The sequence below is a fragment of the Tardiphaga sp. 813_E8_N1_3 genome (assembly GCF_051811025.1).
Taxonomy (GTDB): domain Bacteria; phylum Pseudomonadota; class Alphaproteobacteria; order Rhizobiales; family Xanthobacteraceae; genus Tardiphaga.
On record NZ_JBPWQE010000001.1, the window covers coordinates 111,397 to 128,652 of the forward strand.

Sequence of the window (17,256 nt, forward strand, 5' to 3'; positions counted from 1 at the left end):
GTGTCTATACCGGCGGGTGTTGTCCTCGGCCGTGCAAGCCGCAAAGCCAGAAGTCCGAAGAACCATGGCGTCTCCAGCTGAACTGTTTCAGAGCGCATTCGCCGCCTTCCAGCAGGGCCGCCTCCAGGAGGCCGAGCGCGGGTTCAGCAAGTTCTTGCGCAAGGATCCGAAACATTTCCCGGCACTGAATATTCTCGCCATCGTGCTGGTCGCGCTGAAGCGCCATGCGGAAGCCGAGCCGCATCTGAAAGCGGCCCTGCGCATCAATGCGACATCGGATGCCACATTCTATAACTACGGTCTGGTGCTGAAGGCGCTGAACCGGCCGGATGAGGCGCTGCAGCGCTTCACCGAAGCGCTGGCGCTCAATCCCGGTAATGCCGAAACGCTGAATAACCGTGGCACGGTTCTGAATGATCTACGCGACTACCCCGCCGCGCTGGCGGACTTCGATCGCGCACTGGCGCTCAATCCGCGCTACGCCGCAGCCTTTTCCAACAAGAGCAAGTCACTCGCGGAGTTGAAGCGCTATGACGAGGCCCTCGCGGCTTGCGAGTCGGCGCTCGCCTTGCAGTCCGATCTGGTGGAAGCGTGGTTTGGCCGCGGCTTCATCTTTGGCCAGATGCGGATGCCGGCTCGAGCAGTGGAGGCCTACGGGCGCGCGCGCCAGCTCAATCCGGACATGCCGCTGCTGAAGGGCAACCTGCTGCATCAGAAGATGCTGGTCTGCGACTGGCGTGACGTGAATGCGCTGATTGCGGAGATCGATGCCGATCTCATAGCCGGCAAACTGGCCGCCGAGCCGTTCGGCTGGCAAGGCGTGGCGACCTCGGAACGCAGTCTGCAACGCTGCGCCGAACTGACCAACGCCTCGCGTTTTCCCATGCAAGCTCCATCGCTGCGTGCTTTTCCGACCGGGCCGAACGCAAAAATCCGCATCGGCTATCTCTCGGGTGAATTTCGACAGCAGGCGACATCGCTGCTGCTGGTCGGTGTGCTGGAGCAGCACGACAAAAGCGCGTTCGAGATTTTCGCCATCGATAACGGCTATGACGACGGCAGCGACATCAGGCGACGCATTGCTGGCGCCGTGGATGGAATCGTCGATATCTCCACACTGAGCGATCCGCAGGCGGTGGATGCCATTCGTACGCAGCGCATCGACATCCTTGTCAATCTCAACGGCTATTTCGGCGAGCAGCGCACCGGCGTATTCGCGCGCAGGGCCGCGCCGGTGCAGGTCAATTATCTCGGCTTTCCCGGCACGCTCGGCGCGGGCTTCATGGACTACATCCTCGCGGATCAACATGTGCTGCCGCCCGAGCACCGGCAGTTCTATAGCGAGAAAGTCGCGTGGTTGCCGAATTGCTATCAGGCCAATGATGATCGCCGGGAGATATCGACGCGTGCATTCACGCGTGCCGAGGTCGGTTTGCCTGCGCAGGGCTTCGTGTTCTGTTGCTTCAACAATGCCTACAAGATCACGCCCGACGTCTTCGATAGCTGGATGCGGGTCCTCTCAGCCGTTGACGGTAGCGTTCTCTGGCTGCTGGAGGACAGCGCTGCGGCTGTGGCGAATCTGCGCCGCGAGGTGGAATTACGGGGCATCGACCCTGCGCGTCTGGTCTTTGCCGCGCGGATGTCGCCGGCCGAGCACCTGGCGCGACATCGTTGTGCGGGTCTATTTCTCGATACGTTGCCGTACAATGCGCATACGACAGCGAGCGATGCATTATGGGCTGGATTGCCTTTGCTGACGTGTCGTGGAGAAACCTTTGCAGGGCGCGTTGCCGCGAGTCTTCTGCAGAATCTGGGTGTGCCGGAGTTGATTGCGGCGAAGCGAGATGACTATGATCGTATGGCGATCGCGCTGGCGGAAAATCCCGAGCGGTTGTCGTCGATCCGGGAGAAATTATCGGCCAATCGTCTAAAGATGCCGGCCTTCGACACCCGGCGTCTGGCGCGTGATATCGAAACCGCATTTCGCAAGATGGCCGAACGGGCCCGGGCAGGGCTGGCGCCAGCCCACATAACGTTTCCCGCTAAGGATAGCGGCCAATAATATATTTGATTGAGCAAATCAGGTATTGCGCTCAACATTCTGGCTCATGTAATATTTTCGTGCGCAGCCGGCAAATTTTTGACGGCCCTAAGTCTTCGAGGAGACTCGCGCACTCTGCTGTAAATCTCCGAAACCACCGGCAATGCCCTGCCGGTGGTTTTTCGGCTTTTTTGGCGCTGATTTCGAGTGGTCCGGCTGGTATTCCATGATTATTGCTAACGCGGAACAGGCGCGGGAACTGTGTCATGGCGGCACGCCCTTGAATCAGCCCAACCCCCTCTGAAAACGACAGAATTGCTGCTGACCGGATCGGCAGCATGAGATGGAATCTGTCGCAGGGGCATCCAAATTATGACCTGTTGCCCATCGTTGCATATCAGGACTGACGAGCTATCTGACCGAAATTGCTAGAGATTTCTTGCTTTTTGAGCAAGTTGTGGCTAAAAGCCGCTCATCGTGGAGAGTATGAATAATGGCGCATAACTACGCAATTAATGAGGACGTTCACCACCAGCTGCAGGGGCCGCAGGGCCGTTCCACCATCAAGGAGCGCAGCATCTACACCATCACCTCTCGCCTTCCGATCGAAGCCGATGGTCGCCCGCGTTACCGGATCAAGAGCAAGTCCGAGAACATCGAGCGCGTCGTGACCGAAGAGCAGATCAGCCGCCTGGGTTGATCTCGGATCAGCCATCTTGCTGATCGTACTTGCCGTTTGCTGTCGTCGCAGGGGCCTTGGACCCCGCGACGAAGCAGACCGCCGCAAAGACCCTAACCAGATTATATCTTGAAGCGGAAAGCTTGGCCGGGGCTGATCTCTGCTTGTCCCGTTGCGATGGTTGCGGCAAAGCGGCTTCGCACCATATGCTTTGCCCCGAGGGCGGGCACCGAAGGCCACACACGCGATCGTCGCGCCGCACCTCGGCAAAAATGATGTGGTCGGAGCGGGGCGTCCCTTGATCGAAAAACTTGAACTGCTGTTGTCGCTGGCGAAGGAACGGCATTTTGGCCGCGCCGCCGAAGCATGCGGTGTCACCCAGCCCACCATGTCCACCAGCCTCAAGCAGCTCGAGGACATGCTCGGCGTGATGCTGGTGCAGCGTGGCTCCCGGTTCCAGGGGTTCACGCCGGAAGGCGAACGCGCCCTCGATTGGGCGCGCCGCATCGTTGGCGATGCCCGCGCAATGAAGCAGGAGATCAACGGTCTCAAGGACAGTCTGTCCGGCGAGATCCGTATCGCCGCAATTCCCACGGTGCTCGGCATGGTCGCCTCGCTGACGACGCCGTTTCGCGCGCGGCATCCCGATGTGCGCTTTCGCATCGTGTCCTGCACCTCGGCGGCGGTGCTCGGTCTGCTTGAAAATCTCGAAGTCGATGCGGGCCTGACCTACATCGAGAACGAACCGCTCGGCAAAGTGCGTTCGATCCCGCTTTATAAAGAAAGCTACCGGCTGCTGACCTCGCCGGACAGCATGTTCGGCGATCGCAAGACGGTCACCTGGTCCGAAGTCGGCCAGGTGCCGCTGTGCCTGCTGACCCCCGATATGCAGAACCGCCGGATTATTGATCGGGCCCTGAAGTCGGTTGGCGCCGAGGCGATGCCGATGCTGACGTCGAATTCGATTATCGTGCTCTATACCCATGTGAAGACCGGCCGCTGGGCCAGCGTGATGCCGGCCAAGCTGGCGGAGACGCTGGGTCTGACCGCCAATGACTCGGTCCGTATGATCCCGATCGTCGATCCCGTGGTGAATTACGGTGTCGGCCTCGTGGTACCCCAGCGCGATCCAATGACCCCGCTGGTGGCGACTCTGGTGCAGATCGCCCGGGAAGTCGCGCCGTCGCTGGAGGCGTAAGACCTTCGTTTAGGGCGCTGTAATTGTTGCATTGCAACCAAGCTAACCATTTCAAATTCATTGGTTTCGCCGGGTGTCGATACCGTTTCCGTATCGCAGCATGAGACAGCTTTATTGATCTTTGGATCGATTCCAATTTTGATTGGCTTTCCAGTCATAAGATCAATCGAGTACCGGGATGAACGCAGCCTACGAGCCCAATGCTTATGAGCCCTGGAGTGCCGACCGAGGCACCGAGATCATCGAGAGCCTGTCCCATGTGGAAGGCGGCGTGATCGTGATCCTGCATGCGATGCAGGAGGCTTTCGGTTATGTGCCAGAGGCGGCAATCCCGATGATCGCGCTGGCGCGTAACTTGTCGCGCGCCGAGGTCCATGGGGTGTTCACTTTCTACCATGACTTCCGCCATGAGCCGGCTGGCAAACATGTGCTGAAGATCTGCCGCGCCGAGGCTTGCCAGGCGGCCGGCGGCGATGCGCTGGCGGCGCGCGCGGAAGCGAAATTGGGTGTAAAGTTTGGAAACACGACGGCGGATCAGCGCGTTACATTGGAGCCGATCTATTGCCTCGGGCTCTGCGCCACAGCGCCATCGGCGATGCTGGATGGCCGTCTGGTTGGCCGCCTCGATGAGAAGCGCATCGATGCGCTGGTCGCGGAGGCACAGCGATGACATCGTCTGACAAGACTCTCAAGATCTACATCCCGCGCGATGCGGCCGCTGTTTCCGTCGGTGCCAATGAACTTGTCTCTGCCTTCGAGGCCCAGGCCGCGACGCGCAAGCTCGCAATCGAGATCATTCGCCCCGGTTCGCGCGGATTGCTGTGGCTGGAGCCGATGGTCGAAGTCGCGACGCCGGAAGGTCGCGTTGCCTTCGGGCCGGTCGAAGAGAAAGACGTTGCGTCGGTGCTCGATGCGATGATCGCAAACGGCCAGCATGCGCTGCGTCTTGGTGTCGCGGAGGAGATTCCGTGGCTCAAGAAGCAGACACGTCTGACCTTTGTGCGCTGCGGCGTGGTCGATCCCCGGTCGGTCGAGGATTACATCGCGCATGGCGGCTACAAGGGCCTCCTCCGCGCGCTGACGCTGGATAGCGCTGGCATCATTGCCGACGTCACCACGTCCGGCCTGCGTGGCCGCGGCGGCGCCGGCTTCCCGACCGGCATCAAGTGGAAGACGGTGGCCGATACCAAGGCCGATCGCAAATTCATCGTCTGCAATGCGGACGAGGGCGACAGCGGCACCTTCGCGGACCGGATGATCATGGAAGGCGATCCCTTCGTGGTGATCGAAGGCATGACCATTGCCGGCATCGCGGTGGGCGCCACCAAGGGCTACATCTATATCCGCTCGGAATATCCGCATGCCGTCGAGGCGATGAATGCGGGTATTGCTGCCGCCAAGCTCGCCGGTTATCTCGGCGACAAGATCCGTGGTTCGGCTAACGCATTCGATCTCGAAGTCCGCGTCGGCGCTGGCGCCTATGTCTGCGGTGAGGAGACCTCGCTGCTGGAGAGTCTCGAAGGTCGCCGTGGCATCGTCCGCGCCAAGCCGCCGCTGCCGGCCCATAAGGGCCTGTTCGGCAAGCCGACGGTCATCAACAACGTCCTCTCGTTTGCGGCGATCCCGTTCATTCTCGACAACGGCGCCAAGGCCTATGCGGACTACGGCATGGGTCGCTCGCGTGGCACGATGCCGATCCAGCTTGCCGGCAACGTCAAGTTCGGCGGGTTGTTCGAAGTCGCTTTCGGCATCACGCTGGGTGAGCTCGTCGATGATATCGGCGGCGGCGCCTTCACCGGCAGACCGGTCCGCGCCGTGCAGGTCGGCGGTCCGCTCGGTGCCTACTTCCCGCGCGAATTGTTCGACACGCCGTTCGACTACGAGGCTTTCGCCAAGCGCGACGGCCTGATCGGCCATGGCGGCATCGTCGTGTTCGACGATACGGTCGACATGTCGAAGCAGGCGCGTTTCGCGATGGAATTCTGCGCCATCGAATCCTGCGGCAAGTGCACGCCGTGTCGCATCGGCTCCACCCGCGGTGTCGAGACCATCGACAAGATCCGCCGCGGCGAACGCGTCGCCGAGAACATCGCCGTGCTGCAGGACCTCAGCAACACCATGAAGTTCGGCTCGCTCTGCGCGCTGGGCGGCTTCACGCCGTATCCGGTGATGAGCGCATTGAAACATTTCCCTGATGATTTCGGCCCGGCGCCCACGCGCCTTCAGGCCGCAGAGTAAAGGAGCAACACATGTCGCTCGTTCACGAAATCGATTTTGGTACACCGCGCTCGAAGTCCGAAAAGATGGTCACGCTGACCATTGACGGGCAGAGCGTCTCGGTGCCCGAGGGCACCTCGATCATGCGCGCCGCCATGGAGATGGGCACGCAGATTCCGAAACTATGCGCCACGGATATGGTGGATGCCTTCGGCTCTTGCCGCCTCTGTCTCGTCGAGATCGAAGGCCGCGCCGGCACGCCGGCCTCCTGTACCACGCCGGCCATGGACGGCCTCGTGGTTCACACCCAGAATGCGCGGCTCGCGGCGCTGCGCAAGGGCGTGATGGAGCTCTATATCTCCGACCATCCGCTCGACTGTCTCACCTGCGCCGCCAATGGCGACTGCGAATTGCAGGATATGGCCGGTGCGGTCGGCCTGCGCGACGTGCGTTACGGCTATGACGGCGAAAACCATGTCTTCGCCAAGTCCGGCCCGAAGCACACCCACAATTCGCCGGAAGCCTGCGAAAACGATCACTGGATGGCGAAGGACGAGTCGAATCCGTACTTCACCTACGATCCGTCCAAGTGCATCGTCTGCTCGCGCTGCGTCCGCGCCTGTGAAGAAGTTCAGGGCACGTTCGCGCTGACGATCTCCGGCCGTGGCTTCGACAGCCGCGTGTCGCCGGGCATGAGCGAGAGCTTCCTGGGCTCCGAATGTGTCTCCTGCGGCGCCTGCGTACAGGCCTGCCCGACCGCGACGCTGACCGAGAAGGCCGTGATCGAGATCGGCCAGCCCGAACATTCGGCCGTCACCACCTGCGCCTATTGCGGCGTCGGCTGCACCTTCAAGGCGGAAATGCGCGGCGAAGAGCTGGTGCGCATGGTGCCGTACAAGGACGGCAAGGCCAATCGCGGCCATTCCTGCGTCAAGGGCCGCTTCGCCTGGGGCTACGCGAACCACAAGGAGCGCATCCTCAATCCGATGATCCGCGAGAAGATCACCGATCCATGGCAGGAAGTGTCATGGGACGAGGCGTTCAATTTCGCGGCCAAGAAGTTTAAGGGCATTCAGGCCAAACATGGCCGGGATTCCATCGGCGGCATCACCTCGTCGCGCTGCACCAATGAAGAAGTTTTCGTGGTGCAGAAGCTGATCCGCGGCGGCTTCGGCAACAACAATGTCGATACCTGCGCCCGCGTCTGCCATTCGCCGACCGGCTACGGCCTGTCTTCGACCTTCGGCACCTCGGCCGGCACCCAGGATTTCGACTCGGTCGAAGACACCGATGTCGTGATGATCATCGGCGCCAACCCGACCGATGGCCACCCGGTGTTTGCGTCGCGCCTCAAGAAGCGTTTGCGCGCCGGCGCCAAGCTGATCGTGGTCGACCCGCGCCAAACCGATATCGTGCGCTCGGCCCATATCGAGGCGCAGCACCATCTGCCGCTGATGCCCGGCACCAATGTCGCCGTGCTCACTGCGCTGGCGCATGTGATCGTCACCGAAGGCCTTGCCGATGAAACTTTCATCCGCGAGCGTTGCGACTGGAGCGAGTTCGAGGACTGGGCGGCGTTCGTCGCGCAACCGAACCATAGCCCGGAAGCCACTGCCATCATGACCGGCGTCGACCCGAAGGAGCTGCGCGCTGCGGCCCGTCTGTTCGCCACGGGCGGCAACGGGGCGATCTATTACGGCCTCGGCGTCACCGAACACAGCCAGGGCTCGACCACGGTCATCGCCATTGCCAACCTCGCTATGGCAACCGGCAATATCGGCCGGCCCGGCGTCGGCGTGAATCCGCTGCGCGGCCAGAACAATGTGCAGGGCTCCTGCGACATGGGCTCGTTCCCGCACGAGCTGCCGGGCTATCGCCACATCTCGGGCGATGCGGTGCGCGAGCAGTTCGAAGCGATGTGGAACGTCAAGCTCAATCCCGAGCCGGGTCTGCGCATCCCGAACATGTTCGACGCCGCCACTGAAGGCACCTTCATGGGCCTCTACGTGCAGGGCGAGGACATCCTGCAGTCCGATCCCAACACCAAGCATGTGGTGTCGGCGCTGTCTTCGATGGAATGCGTCATCGTCCACGACCTGTTCCTGAACGAGACCGCCAACTACGCCCACGTGTTCTTCCCGGGCTCGACCTTCCTGGAGAAGAACGGCACTTTCACCAATGCCGAACGTCGCATTCAGCGTGTCCGCAAGGTGATGTCGCCGAAGAATGGGTTGGAAGATTGGGAAGTGACCTTGGGATTCGCCAAGGCGCTCGGTTACGAGATGAAGTACAACCACCCTTCGGAGATCATGGACGAGATCGCGGCGCTGACGCCGACTTTCGCCGGCGTCTCCTATGCGATGCTCGAGGAAGTTGGTTCGGTGCAGTGGCCGTGTAACGAGAAGCAGCCTCTGGGCACGCCGATCATGCATATGGACGGCTTCGTGCGCGGCAAGGGCAAGTTCATGCTCACCGAATACATCGCCACTGACGAGCGCACTGGGCCGCGCTTCCCGCTGCTGCTCACCACGGGCCGTATTCTCAGCCAGTACAATGTCGGCGCGCAGACACGGCGCACTGAGAATGTGGTCTGGCATGAAGAGGATCGTCTGGAGCTGCATCCGCACGACGCCGAGCTGCGTGGCATCCGCGACGGCGACTGGGTGAAGCTGCAGAGCCGCGCCGGCGAGACGACGCTGCGGGCGCTGATCACCGAGCGCGTGGCGCCGGGCGTAGTCTATACGACCTTCCATCACCCGACGACGCAGGCCAACGTCATCACCACCGAATTCTCGGATTGGGCAACCAACTGTCCGGAATACAAGGTCACTGCGGTGCAGATCTCGCCGTCCAACGGTCCGTCCGAGTGGCAGAAGGAATATGACGAGCAGGCTCGCCAGTCGCGCCGGATTGCCATGCCTGTCGTGGAAGCCGCCGAGTAGGTCTGGAGACCAGACATGCACGATCCGGTTCGCAAAGCCTCGCGAAAAGTCTGGCGCCAAACCGGCGTCAGCGAGGGGCTGCGCGCCGTGCCGGAAGAGACCGCGCTGGCGATCACCTATAATGGCGGCACCTATGCCGTCATGATGGGGACGCCGCAGGACTATCGCGACTTCGCCTATGGTTTCAGCCTGAGCGAAGGCGTGGTCACCTCGATCGACGAGATCGAGAGTTTCGAGGCCGTTGAATTCGATGATGGTGTCGAGCTGCGCATGTGGCTCGCGGGCGAGAAGGCCGAGAGCATCAGCGCCCGGCGCCGGCAGATCGCCGGGCCGACGGGCTGCGGTCTGTGCGGCATCGATTCGATTTCCGAAGCCGTGAAACCAGCGGCGGTGGTCGAGGCGGGCGGCTCGTTCTCCTTCGATCAGATCATGACGGCGATGGACGCGCTCGCGCCATTGCAGAAGATCAATATCGAGACCCGCGCCGTTCACGCAGCGGCCTTCTGGACGCCGGATCACGGCATCGTGGCGCTGCGCGAGGATGTCGGTCGCCACAATGCGCTCGACAAGCTCGTCGGCGCGCTGGCGCAGGCCAAGGTCGACGCAGGGCAGGGCATGGTATTGCTCACCAGCCGCGTCTCCGTCGAGATGGTGCAGAAGACGGCTGCCATCGGCGCGCCGCTCATGGTGTCGGTCTCGGCGCCCACCGCGCTAGCCATCCGCATGGCGGAGGCCGCGGGCATTACGTTGGCCGCGATCGCGCGCAGCGACGGGTTCGAAGTTTTCACACATCAGCACCGCGTGCGTCAGCACGGCGTTACCGCGGATGCATCAGGACAAGAACATGGACACCCACACATCGACGTCGCCTGACCGGCTGATCTACATGGCCAATCAGATTGGCGACTTCTTCAACAGCCAAGGCCACGATCACGCCGTGGCCGGCATTGCCGAGCACATCAAGAAGTTCTGGGATCCGCGCATGCGCAAGAAGATCTTCGAACATCTGGATGCGGGGGGCGCCGGGCTGAAGCCGAACGTCCTCGAGGCGATCGCGTCGTTGAAGAAGTAAGCTCAACCCACACTCGTCATTCCGGGGCACGGGCGCGTCTTCGCGCACGTGAACCCGGAATCTGGATGTGGCTTGGCGCTGTCGGAGACTCTCATGCTGAGATTCCGGGTTCGCGATCGCCAAGTGGCGCTCGCGCCCCGGAATGACGGTGTAGGGCGCCGCGACGAAACCTAGCCCGCTTCCTTCGGCGTCTGCGGTTTCAGCGCCAGCGCATGTACCGTTCCAGCCAGTTCCGCCGCCAGCAGTTCGTTGATCATGCGATGGCGGTCGATCCGGCTCTTCCCTTCGAAGGCTTCCGACACAATATTGACCCTGAAGTGGGTTTCACCCTCCGGGCGGTGGCCCATGTGACCGGCATGCAAATGCGATTCATCGGTCACGGCGAGGCTGAGGGGCGCGAAAGCCTCTGTCAGCTTCTTTGTGATGTTATCTTTCATGGTCATGATGGCCGGCTTAGCGGTTCGCGCGGCTCATGGTCAATCACGATATGGCGACCATATTGGTGCGGCGCAGGGCGCCGAATGAGGTAATCCGAATGTCAAGACTTGAAGCTTTTTGCATTGCGTTGTCATAGTCAGCCATGCCCATCGACTCATCCAAATTCTTCGACAGCATCCGTATCAAGCCGAACAAGCTGAGCGCGAAGCAGCAGGCCGCTGCGCGCGAAGAAGCTATCATGTGCGAATGGCCCGAGTGCAAGAACAAGGGTCCGCACCGCGCGCCCAAGGGCCGTGCGCAGGACAAGGAATACTGGCACTTCTGCCTGAACCACGTCCGCGAATACAATCAGGGATACAACTTCTTCCAGGGCATGGCTCCGGACGCGGTCGCCAAGTACCAGAAAGACGCGCTGACCGGCCATCGCCCGACTTGGAAGATGGGCGCCAACGGCTCTCCGGACAAAGGTAAGGCGCAGCCTGATCTCGACGGCGCGATCGATCCATTCGCCATGTTCAACGAGATGAACGGCATGGGCATGGGCCGCGGCCGGGCGCGCAAGCCGCAGCAGCCGATCAAGGAAGAAACCCGCAAGATCTTCAATGCCGAGCGCAAGGCGCTGCAGGTCATGGGCCTCGGCCCCAGTGCGACGCTGGACGACGTCAAGGCGCAGTACAAGGCTCTGGTGAAGCAACACCACCCCGACGCCAATGGCGGCGACCGCTCCACCGAAGACCGGTTGATCGAAATCATCAAGGCTTACAATTACTTGAAGACCGTAGTCCGGGGCTCGTAAGGCGCTCCGAGACTGTCTGCGCGATTGCCAATGTTCGTTATGCCCGGCCAGCGCGAAGCGATCTTCGCTAGATGTGCCGGGCATCCACGTCTTGGGCGTCGAGTGAACAAAGACGTAGATGGCCGGGACAAGCTTGGCCATGACGGTCGAGAGGTCTGCCAAACCATTAAGCATAATCCTGCCCCCGCTCGCTTAATTTGCTCCCCAGCCAGCTCCCGCCGCAATTCCGCCCGGCCTGAGATCTTCAATCTCTGTTGACCATCGCCAGAAGGGAACCTGCCGCTCACGGCCAGTTGCCTTGCGAGCAGGGGGCCTTAAGGCTAATATTTGCGTACGAATAAGGGCTAATTTGTCTTTATTCTCGGACTTCTGAACTTGGGGTGTCGGCGTCCTGCCGGCTGCGGAGCTTGGCTTTGAAACATCGCTCGCTTGTTCGCGCGCTGCTGACGTCGGTCGTACTTGCGACAGGCGTGGTGCTGGCCGGCTGCAACGGCGAAGACATGTCGCTCGCTAGCAACGCGAAGGCTAACCAGCCCGTTCCTCCCAAGCTCGTCGCCGAGATGACTGAAAAGGACATGGACCTGCAGTCGCCGATGCTGGTTCGTGTGTTCAAGCAGGAGGCCGAACTCGAAGTCTGGAAGCAGAATCGCTCCGGCCAGTTCGCGCTGCTGAAGACCTATCCGATCTGCCGCTGGTCCGGCGATCTCGGTCCGAAGGTCAAGGAAGGCGATCGCCAGGCACCGGAAGGTTTCTATGCGATCACGCCGGCGCAGATGAATCCGCGCTCGTCCTACTATCTCTCCTTCAATACCGGTTTCCCCAACGCCTTCGACAAGTCGCTGGGACGTACTGGCTCGCAGTTGATGGTGCATGGCGATTGTTCGTCGCGCGGCTGTTTCGCCATGACCGACGAACAGATCGCCGAGATCTATTCGCTGGGGCGTGAGTCCTTCTTCGGCGGCCAGCGCTCGTTCCAGTTCGCGGCGTTTCCGTTCAAGATGACACCGGTCAACATGGCCAAGCATCGCAACAACCCGAACATGCCGTTCTGGAAGATGATCAAGCAGGGCTATGATCATTTCGAAGTGACGCGGCAGGAGCCGAAGGTCGAGTTCTGCGAGAACAAGTATGTGTTCGATCCGGCCGCGCCTGCGGGATCGACCAAGCCACTGGCCTTCAACGCTTCGGCCAAGTGCCCCGTCTACCAGATCCCGTCCGAGATCGCGGATGCCGTCAGCGCCAAGCAGGCGCAGGATGACGCGAAGATTGCCGAACTGGTTGCCAAGGGCACGCCGGTCGCGCAGCGACGTCCCGATATCGACGGCGGCATGAACCGCGTCTTCGCCTCCAAGTTGCCCGATGGCGCCACCGGCCTGTCGGATCCGGAGCCGCCGGGCGTGCAGACCGCCGCCTATTCGCGCGCACCCGGCACTATTCCGCCGCACGTCAATCCGCCGAAGGCGACCGCTGCGGCGTCAACCTCCTATTCGGCCTCGCTGTTCGCGGCGTCGGAAGAACCCGTCGTCGCCGCGCCCGCCACGCGCGTTGCTTCGGCCTCGTCGGATGGTGGCTTCTTCAGCAATCTCGCCAAGAAGGTCGGGATGGGCGGTTCAGAAACGACGGCCACCACCGCTTCACCGCCAGCGGCTCCCGTGCCGACACCGGCCGCGAAGCCGAAGGCTGCGACCGCTGCCAAACCCGCCCCGGCGCCCGCCGTCGTCGCTGCACCGAAGCCGGCCGCTGCACCTGCGCCGGTCGTCGCGGCGACCCCACGTCCGCCGCTCAAGCCGACGCTGTCGGCCGAACCATCCGCGCCGGCCTCCGGCGGCGGTGCCGGCACAGCCGCGCTGTCAGGCGCAGCCCCGGTCGTGTCCGCGAATTCGTTCTCGGATCGCTTCTCGGCGATGCGCTAAGCGCGCTCGCTTTCCTCTCCTCGCTTATCCTTAGCTCGTGGAAAGTCGGCGGCTTTGTCGCCGGCTTATTTTCGTGCTGAAATCCCGGAATGTTGTCGTCTCTGCTCCCTTCCCCCTTTGCGGGGAAGGGTCGGGGATGGGGGTGCCACAAGCGAAGGCCTATCGATCAGAAGGCCGATTCCGATGGAAGATCGTCAAAGATACTTCGCGCGCAAATTACGGGCCGAGCCCACCAATGCCGAGTGTGTTCTATGGCCGCGGCTTCGCCACGACATCGAACTCGCAGGTTCGCATTTCAGGCGCCAGGCTTTGATTGGTCCGTTCATCGTCGATTTTGCGAGTCGCAAGGCGAAGCTGGTCATCGAGTTGGATGGCGGTCAGCATGACTGGCAACGCGACGCTGATGCGAAGCGTACGGCGTATATCGAAGCCCGCGGCTATCGCGTGTTGCGCTTCTGGAATCACGATGTGTTGGAGAATATCGACGGCGTGCTTCAGGTCATCCAGAGCGTGGTGACCCCCATCCCCGACCCTTCCCCGCAAGGGGGAAGGGAGCGCTGAGAGCAGCGCTTTTGTCTTAAGTGAAGAAGCAGTCTATCTGAGGCTTAGAGCTTGGCCGTGTGGGCTAAGTGTCGCCGTGTCTTGATAAAACTCCGCCGCCCCTTCTCCCTTCCCCCTTGCGGGGAAGGGTCGGGGATGGGGGGCGCCGCAGGCGATGAACTATCCGTTCAAATCAACAGCAGCCCCGCTCCCCACCTCAGCCTACGCATACCGCCCGTGGCAGTGCTTGAACTTCTTGCCGGAGCCGCATGGGCAGTCCTCGTTGCGGCCGACCTTGCCCCAGGTGTCCTGATTGTTCGGATCGCGGGCGACGGCGGGCTGCTGCTGGCCCATCGGTGCCAGCGCCGCATTGGCGAAGGCCATTTCGTCTTCGCCAGTGTTGTAGTCGAGCTTGTGGGCTTCCATGACAGGCAGTTCGGGCTGCACGTCCGGCGGCACGATTTCGACGCGCATCAATTGTGCGGTGACGGCTTCGCGCAAATTGGAGATCATGGCCTCGAACAGGTTGAAGGCTTCCGCCTTGTATTCCTGCAGCGGATCGCGCTGGCCATAGCCGCGCAGGCCGATCACCTGACGCAGGTGATCCAGCATCACCAGATGCTCGCGCCACAGGTGATCCAGCGTCTGCAGCAGGATCGTCTTCTCGACGTAACGCATCACGTCGGGGCCCCACTGGGCGACCTTCGCAGCCATGTGCTCGTCGGCCTTCTGCTCGATACGGTTGAGCAGCTCTTCGTCGGCGATGCCTTCTTCCTTGGCCCATTCGTCGACAGGAAGATCGAGGTCGAGCACGCGCTTGAGCTCTTCCTTCAGGCCGGCCACGTCCCACTGCTCGGCATACTGGTTTTCCGGCACGTGTTTGGTGACGAGGTCCTCGACGAAAGCGCGGCGCATATCGTTGACGGTCTCGGCGACGCTGTCGTTCTGCATCAGATCGACGCGCTGTTCGAAGATCACCTTGCGTTGGTCGTTCTGCACGTCGTCATATTTCAGCAGGTTCTTGCGGATGTCGAAGTTGCGTGCCTCGACCTTCTGCTGGGCTTTCTCGAGCGCCTTGTTGATCCACGGATGGATGATCGCTTCGCCTTCCTTCAGGCCAAGGCGCGTCAGCATCGTATCCAAACGATCCGAGCCAAAGATGCGCATCAGATCGTCTTCCAGCGACAGGAAGAACTTGGAGCGACCGGGGTCACCCTGACGGCCGGAGCGGCCGCGGAGCTGGTTGTCGATGCGGCGTGACTCGTGGCGCTCGGAGCCCATGATGTAGAGGCCGCCAGGCTTCTCGACGGTCTTGGCCGGCTTGCTGCCCTTGGCGGGCTCGATTTCGACCACTTCCTTGGCGTTCAGCACGATCTCACGGAACCGCTCGATCTCGGCCTTGATCTCGGCGATCTTGGCGGCCTTCTCGGCCTCGTCGGCGATCTCGGCCGTCTCGATCTGCGCGCGCATCTCGACCGAGCCGCCGAGTTTGATGTCGGTGCCGCGGCCGGCCATGTTGGTGGCGATGGTGATGGCGCCGGGGACGCCGGCTTCGGCGACGATATAGGCTTCCTGCTCGTGGAAGCGTGCATTCAGCACCGCGAACAGTTTCGCCGGCTTGCCGGAACGCGCGGCCGCATAGAGCTTGTCCATCGCCTTCGGCTTGGTGAAGTCGATCAGCTTGTAGCCGTTCTTGAGCAGATACTCGCCAAGCACTTCCGATTTTTCGATCGACGCGGTGCCGACCAGCACCGGCTGCATGCGCTTGTTGGCACGCTCGATCTCGGCGAGGATGGCGGCGTGCTTCTCGTCCTGGGTGCGATAGACCTCGTCGTCCTCATCCATGCGGCCGATGCCGACATTGGTGGGCACTTCGACGACTTCGAGCTTGTAGATGTCGAACAGTTCGTCCGCTTCGGTCAGCGCGGTACCGGTCATGCCGGCCAGCTTCTTGTACATGCGGAAATAGTTCTGGAAGGTGATCGAGGCCAGCGTCTGGTTTTCCGGCTGGACCGTGACGTGTTCTTTGGCTTCCAGCGCCTGGTGCAGGCCCTCAGAATAGCGGCGGCCCTGCATCATGCGGCCGGTGAACTCGTCGATGATAATCACCTCGTCGTCGCGGACGATGTAGTCCTTGTCGCGGTTGAACAGCGAGTGGGCGCGCAGCGCCTGATTGATGTGATGCACGACGGAGACGTTCTCGACGTCATACAGCGTCTCGCCCTTGAGCTGGCCGGCATCGCGCAGCAGGGTTTCGATCTTCTCCATGCCGGCTTCGGTCAGCGTCACGGTGCGCTGCTTCTCGTCGACTTCGAAGTCGATGACCTTTTCAAGCTTGGGCAGGAAGGTGTCGATGGTGTTGTAGAATTCCGAGCGATCGTCCAGTGGGCCGGAAATGATCAACGGCGTGCGCGCTTCGTCGATCAGGATCGAATCGACTTCGTCGACGATGGCATAGAAGTGCTTGCGCTGGACCATATCCTCCAGCCGGTACTTCATGTTGTCGCGCAGATAATCGAAGCCGTATTCGTTGTTGGTGCCGTAGGTGATGTCGCAGGCATATGCCGCCTGGCGCTCGGCATCGTCGAGGCCGTGAACGATCACGCCGGTAGTGAGGCCCAGGAACGAGTAGATCTGCCCCATCCAGCCGCTGTCGCGCTTGGCGAGGTAGTCGTTGACGGTCACGACATGCACGCCCTGGCCGGCGAGCGCGTTGAGATAGACGGCGAGGGTGGCGACCAGCGTCTTGCCTTCGCCGGTCTTCATCTCGGCGATGTCGCCCTCATGCAGCACCATGCCGCCGATCAGCTGCACGTCGAAGTGACGCTGGCCGAGGGTGCGCTTGGCGGCTTCGCGGACGGTGGCGAAAGCGGGAACGAGGAGATCGTCGAGGGTCTTACCGGCCTCTAACTGCGCCTTGAACTCGGCGGTGCGCGCTTTGAGCGCATCGTCTGACAGCGCCGCGACCTCAGGTTCCAGCGCGTTGATCGCGGCAACACGCGATTGATATCCCTTGACGCGGCGGTCGTTGGCAGAGCCGAAGAACTTGCGGGCGAGCGCGCCGATCATCACGAAATCCTGTCTTTAGCAATGCGGCCCGAAGGCCGTGGAATGGTGCAGCGGTCGCCCAGCCTCGTCATATCCAAAGTCTGTGGCGGATTGCTGTCTGGACCCCGGTGCGGAGCGCCAAAAAAGCAAGACCCCGGGAGATGAGTGGGAGCAGGGCAATCAGGGGTTCAATGACCACGGCGCGGCCGAAATCGCGCCTTCGCCACCGGCCCGGTCGGGGAGAGATATGGCCCGTATGGGGGGTTGTCAACGGCGCGAACCTCTCAAGGATTTCATCATTTTGACAGAGTTTTCGCGTTGCCAAGACGGTACGTTTGGGAGAGTGTCCGCCGTCCCCAACAGGCTCTTATC

At 61.7% G+C, this 17,256-nt stretch carries 13 protein-coding genes; 11 read left to right on the top strand and 2 right to left on the bottom strand.

The window, feature by feature from the left end; translation table 11 throughout:
- Positions 1–64: 64 nt before the first annotated feature.
- From AB8A33_RS00535 to AB8A33_RS00570, 8 genes are all read left to right on the top strand, one after another.
- Positions 65–2,062 (top strand): O-linked N-acetylglucosamine transferase family protein, encoded by a 1,998-nt coding sequence (locus tag AB8A33_RS00535; protein WP_439090982.1) that lies wholly within the window; start codon positions 65–67, stop codon positions 2,060–2,062.
- A 472-nt stretch (positions 2,063–2,534) separates the two neighbouring features.
- Complete coding sequence (locus tag AB8A33_RS00540) at positions 2,535–2,741, top strand: hypothetical protein (RefSeq protein ID WP_068729538.1); 207 nt, start codon at positions 2,535–2,537, stop codon at positions 2,739–2,741.
- Between the two features lie 277 nt (positions 2,742–3,018).
- Complete coding sequence (locus tag AB8A33_RS00545; protein WP_149529976.1) at positions 3,019–3,918, top strand: LysR family transcriptional regulator; 900 nt, start codon at positions 3,019–3,021, stop codon at positions 3,916–3,918.
- A gap of 178 nt (positions 3,919–4,096) precedes the next feature.
- Complete coding sequence (locus AB8A33_RS00550) at positions 4,097–4,588, top strand: formate dehydrogenase subunit gamma (protein ID WP_089267785.1); 492 nt, start codon at positions 4,097–4,099, stop codon at positions 4,586–4,588.
- Positions 4,585–6,156: a formate dehydrogenase beta subunit gene (locus AB8A33_RS00555; RefSeq protein ID WP_439090983.1), complete on the top strand. Its 1,572-nt coding sequence runs from the start codon at positions 4,585–4,587 to the stop codon at positions 6,154–6,156. The genes AB8A33_RS00550 and AB8A33_RS00555 overlap by 4 nt, the downstream gene beginning before the upstream one ends.
- Before the next feature lie 11 nt (positions 6,157–6,167).
- The gene (gene fdhF, locus AB8A33_RS00560; RefSeq protein WP_439090984.1) at positions 6,168–9,077 is read left to right on the top strand and encodes a formate dehydrogenase subunit alpha; all 2,910 of its coding nucleotides are present in this window, start codon (positions 6,168–6,170) and stop codon (positions 9,075–9,077) included.
- Positions 9,078–9,092: 15 nt separating this feature from the next.
- Positions 9,093–9,950 (top strand): formate dehydrogenase accessory sulfurtransferase FdhD, encoded by an 858-nt coding sequence (fdhD, locus tag AB8A33_RS00565; protein ID WP_439090985.1) that lies wholly within the window; start codon positions 9,093–9,095, stop codon positions 9,948–9,950.
- The gene (locus tag AB8A33_RS00570) at positions 9,922–10,149 is read left to right on the top strand and encodes a formate dehydrogenase subunit delta (RefSeq protein ID WP_068729526.1); all 228 of its coding nucleotides are present in this window, start codon (positions 9,922–9,924) and stop codon (positions 10,147–10,149) included. Before fdhD ends, AB8A33_RS00570 begins: the two co-directional genes overlap by 29 nt.
- Positions 10,150–10,319: 170 nt before the next feature.
- On the opposite strand, the gene AB8A33_RS00575 is transcribed toward AB8A33_RS00570, so the two are convergent.
- Positions 10,320–10,592: a BolA family protein gene (locus AB8A33_RS00575; RefSeq protein WP_439090986.1), complete on the bottom strand. Its 273-nt coding sequence runs from the start codon at positions 10,590–10,592 to the stop codon at positions 10,320–10,322.
- Between the two features lie 137 nt (positions 10,593–10,729).
- Here AB8A33_RS00575 and AB8A33_RS00580 point away from each other — a divergent pair, with 137 nt between their 5' ends.
- The 3 genes from AB8A33_RS00580 to AB8A33_RS00590 all read left to right on the top strand — a co-directional run bounded on the left by AB8A33_RS00580 (position 10,730) and on the right by AB8A33_RS00590 (position 13,857).
- The gene (locus AB8A33_RS00580) at positions 10,730–11,383 is read left to right on the top strand and encodes a J domain-containing protein (RefSeq protein ID WP_439090987.1); all 654 of its coding nucleotides are present in this window, start codon (positions 10,730–10,732) and stop codon (positions 11,381–11,383) included.
- A gap of 413 nt (positions 11,384–11,796) precedes the next feature.
- A complete protein-coding gene (locus AB8A33_RS00585; protein ID WP_439090988.1) occupies positions 11,797–13,296 on the top strand; it encodes a L,D-transpeptidase family protein in 1,500 nt (499 codons plus the stop codon).
- Positions 13,297–13,479: 183 nt separating this feature from the next.
- Entirely contained in the window at positions 13,480–13,857 is a 378-nt protein-coding gene (locus tag AB8A33_RS00590; RefSeq protein WP_439090989.1) for an endonuclease domain-containing protein, read from the top strand.
- A gap of 201 nt (positions 13,858–14,058) precedes the next feature.
- Here the strand turns inward: AB8A33_RS00590 and secA are convergent, their stop codons facing one another.
- Positions 14,059–16,905 (bottom strand): preprotein translocase subunit SecA, encoded by a 2,847-nt coding sequence (secA, locus tag AB8A33_RS00595; RefSeq protein WP_439090990.1) that lies wholly within the window; start codon positions 16,903–16,905, stop codon positions 14,059–14,061.
- Positions 16,906–17,256: the final 351 nt, after the last annotated feature.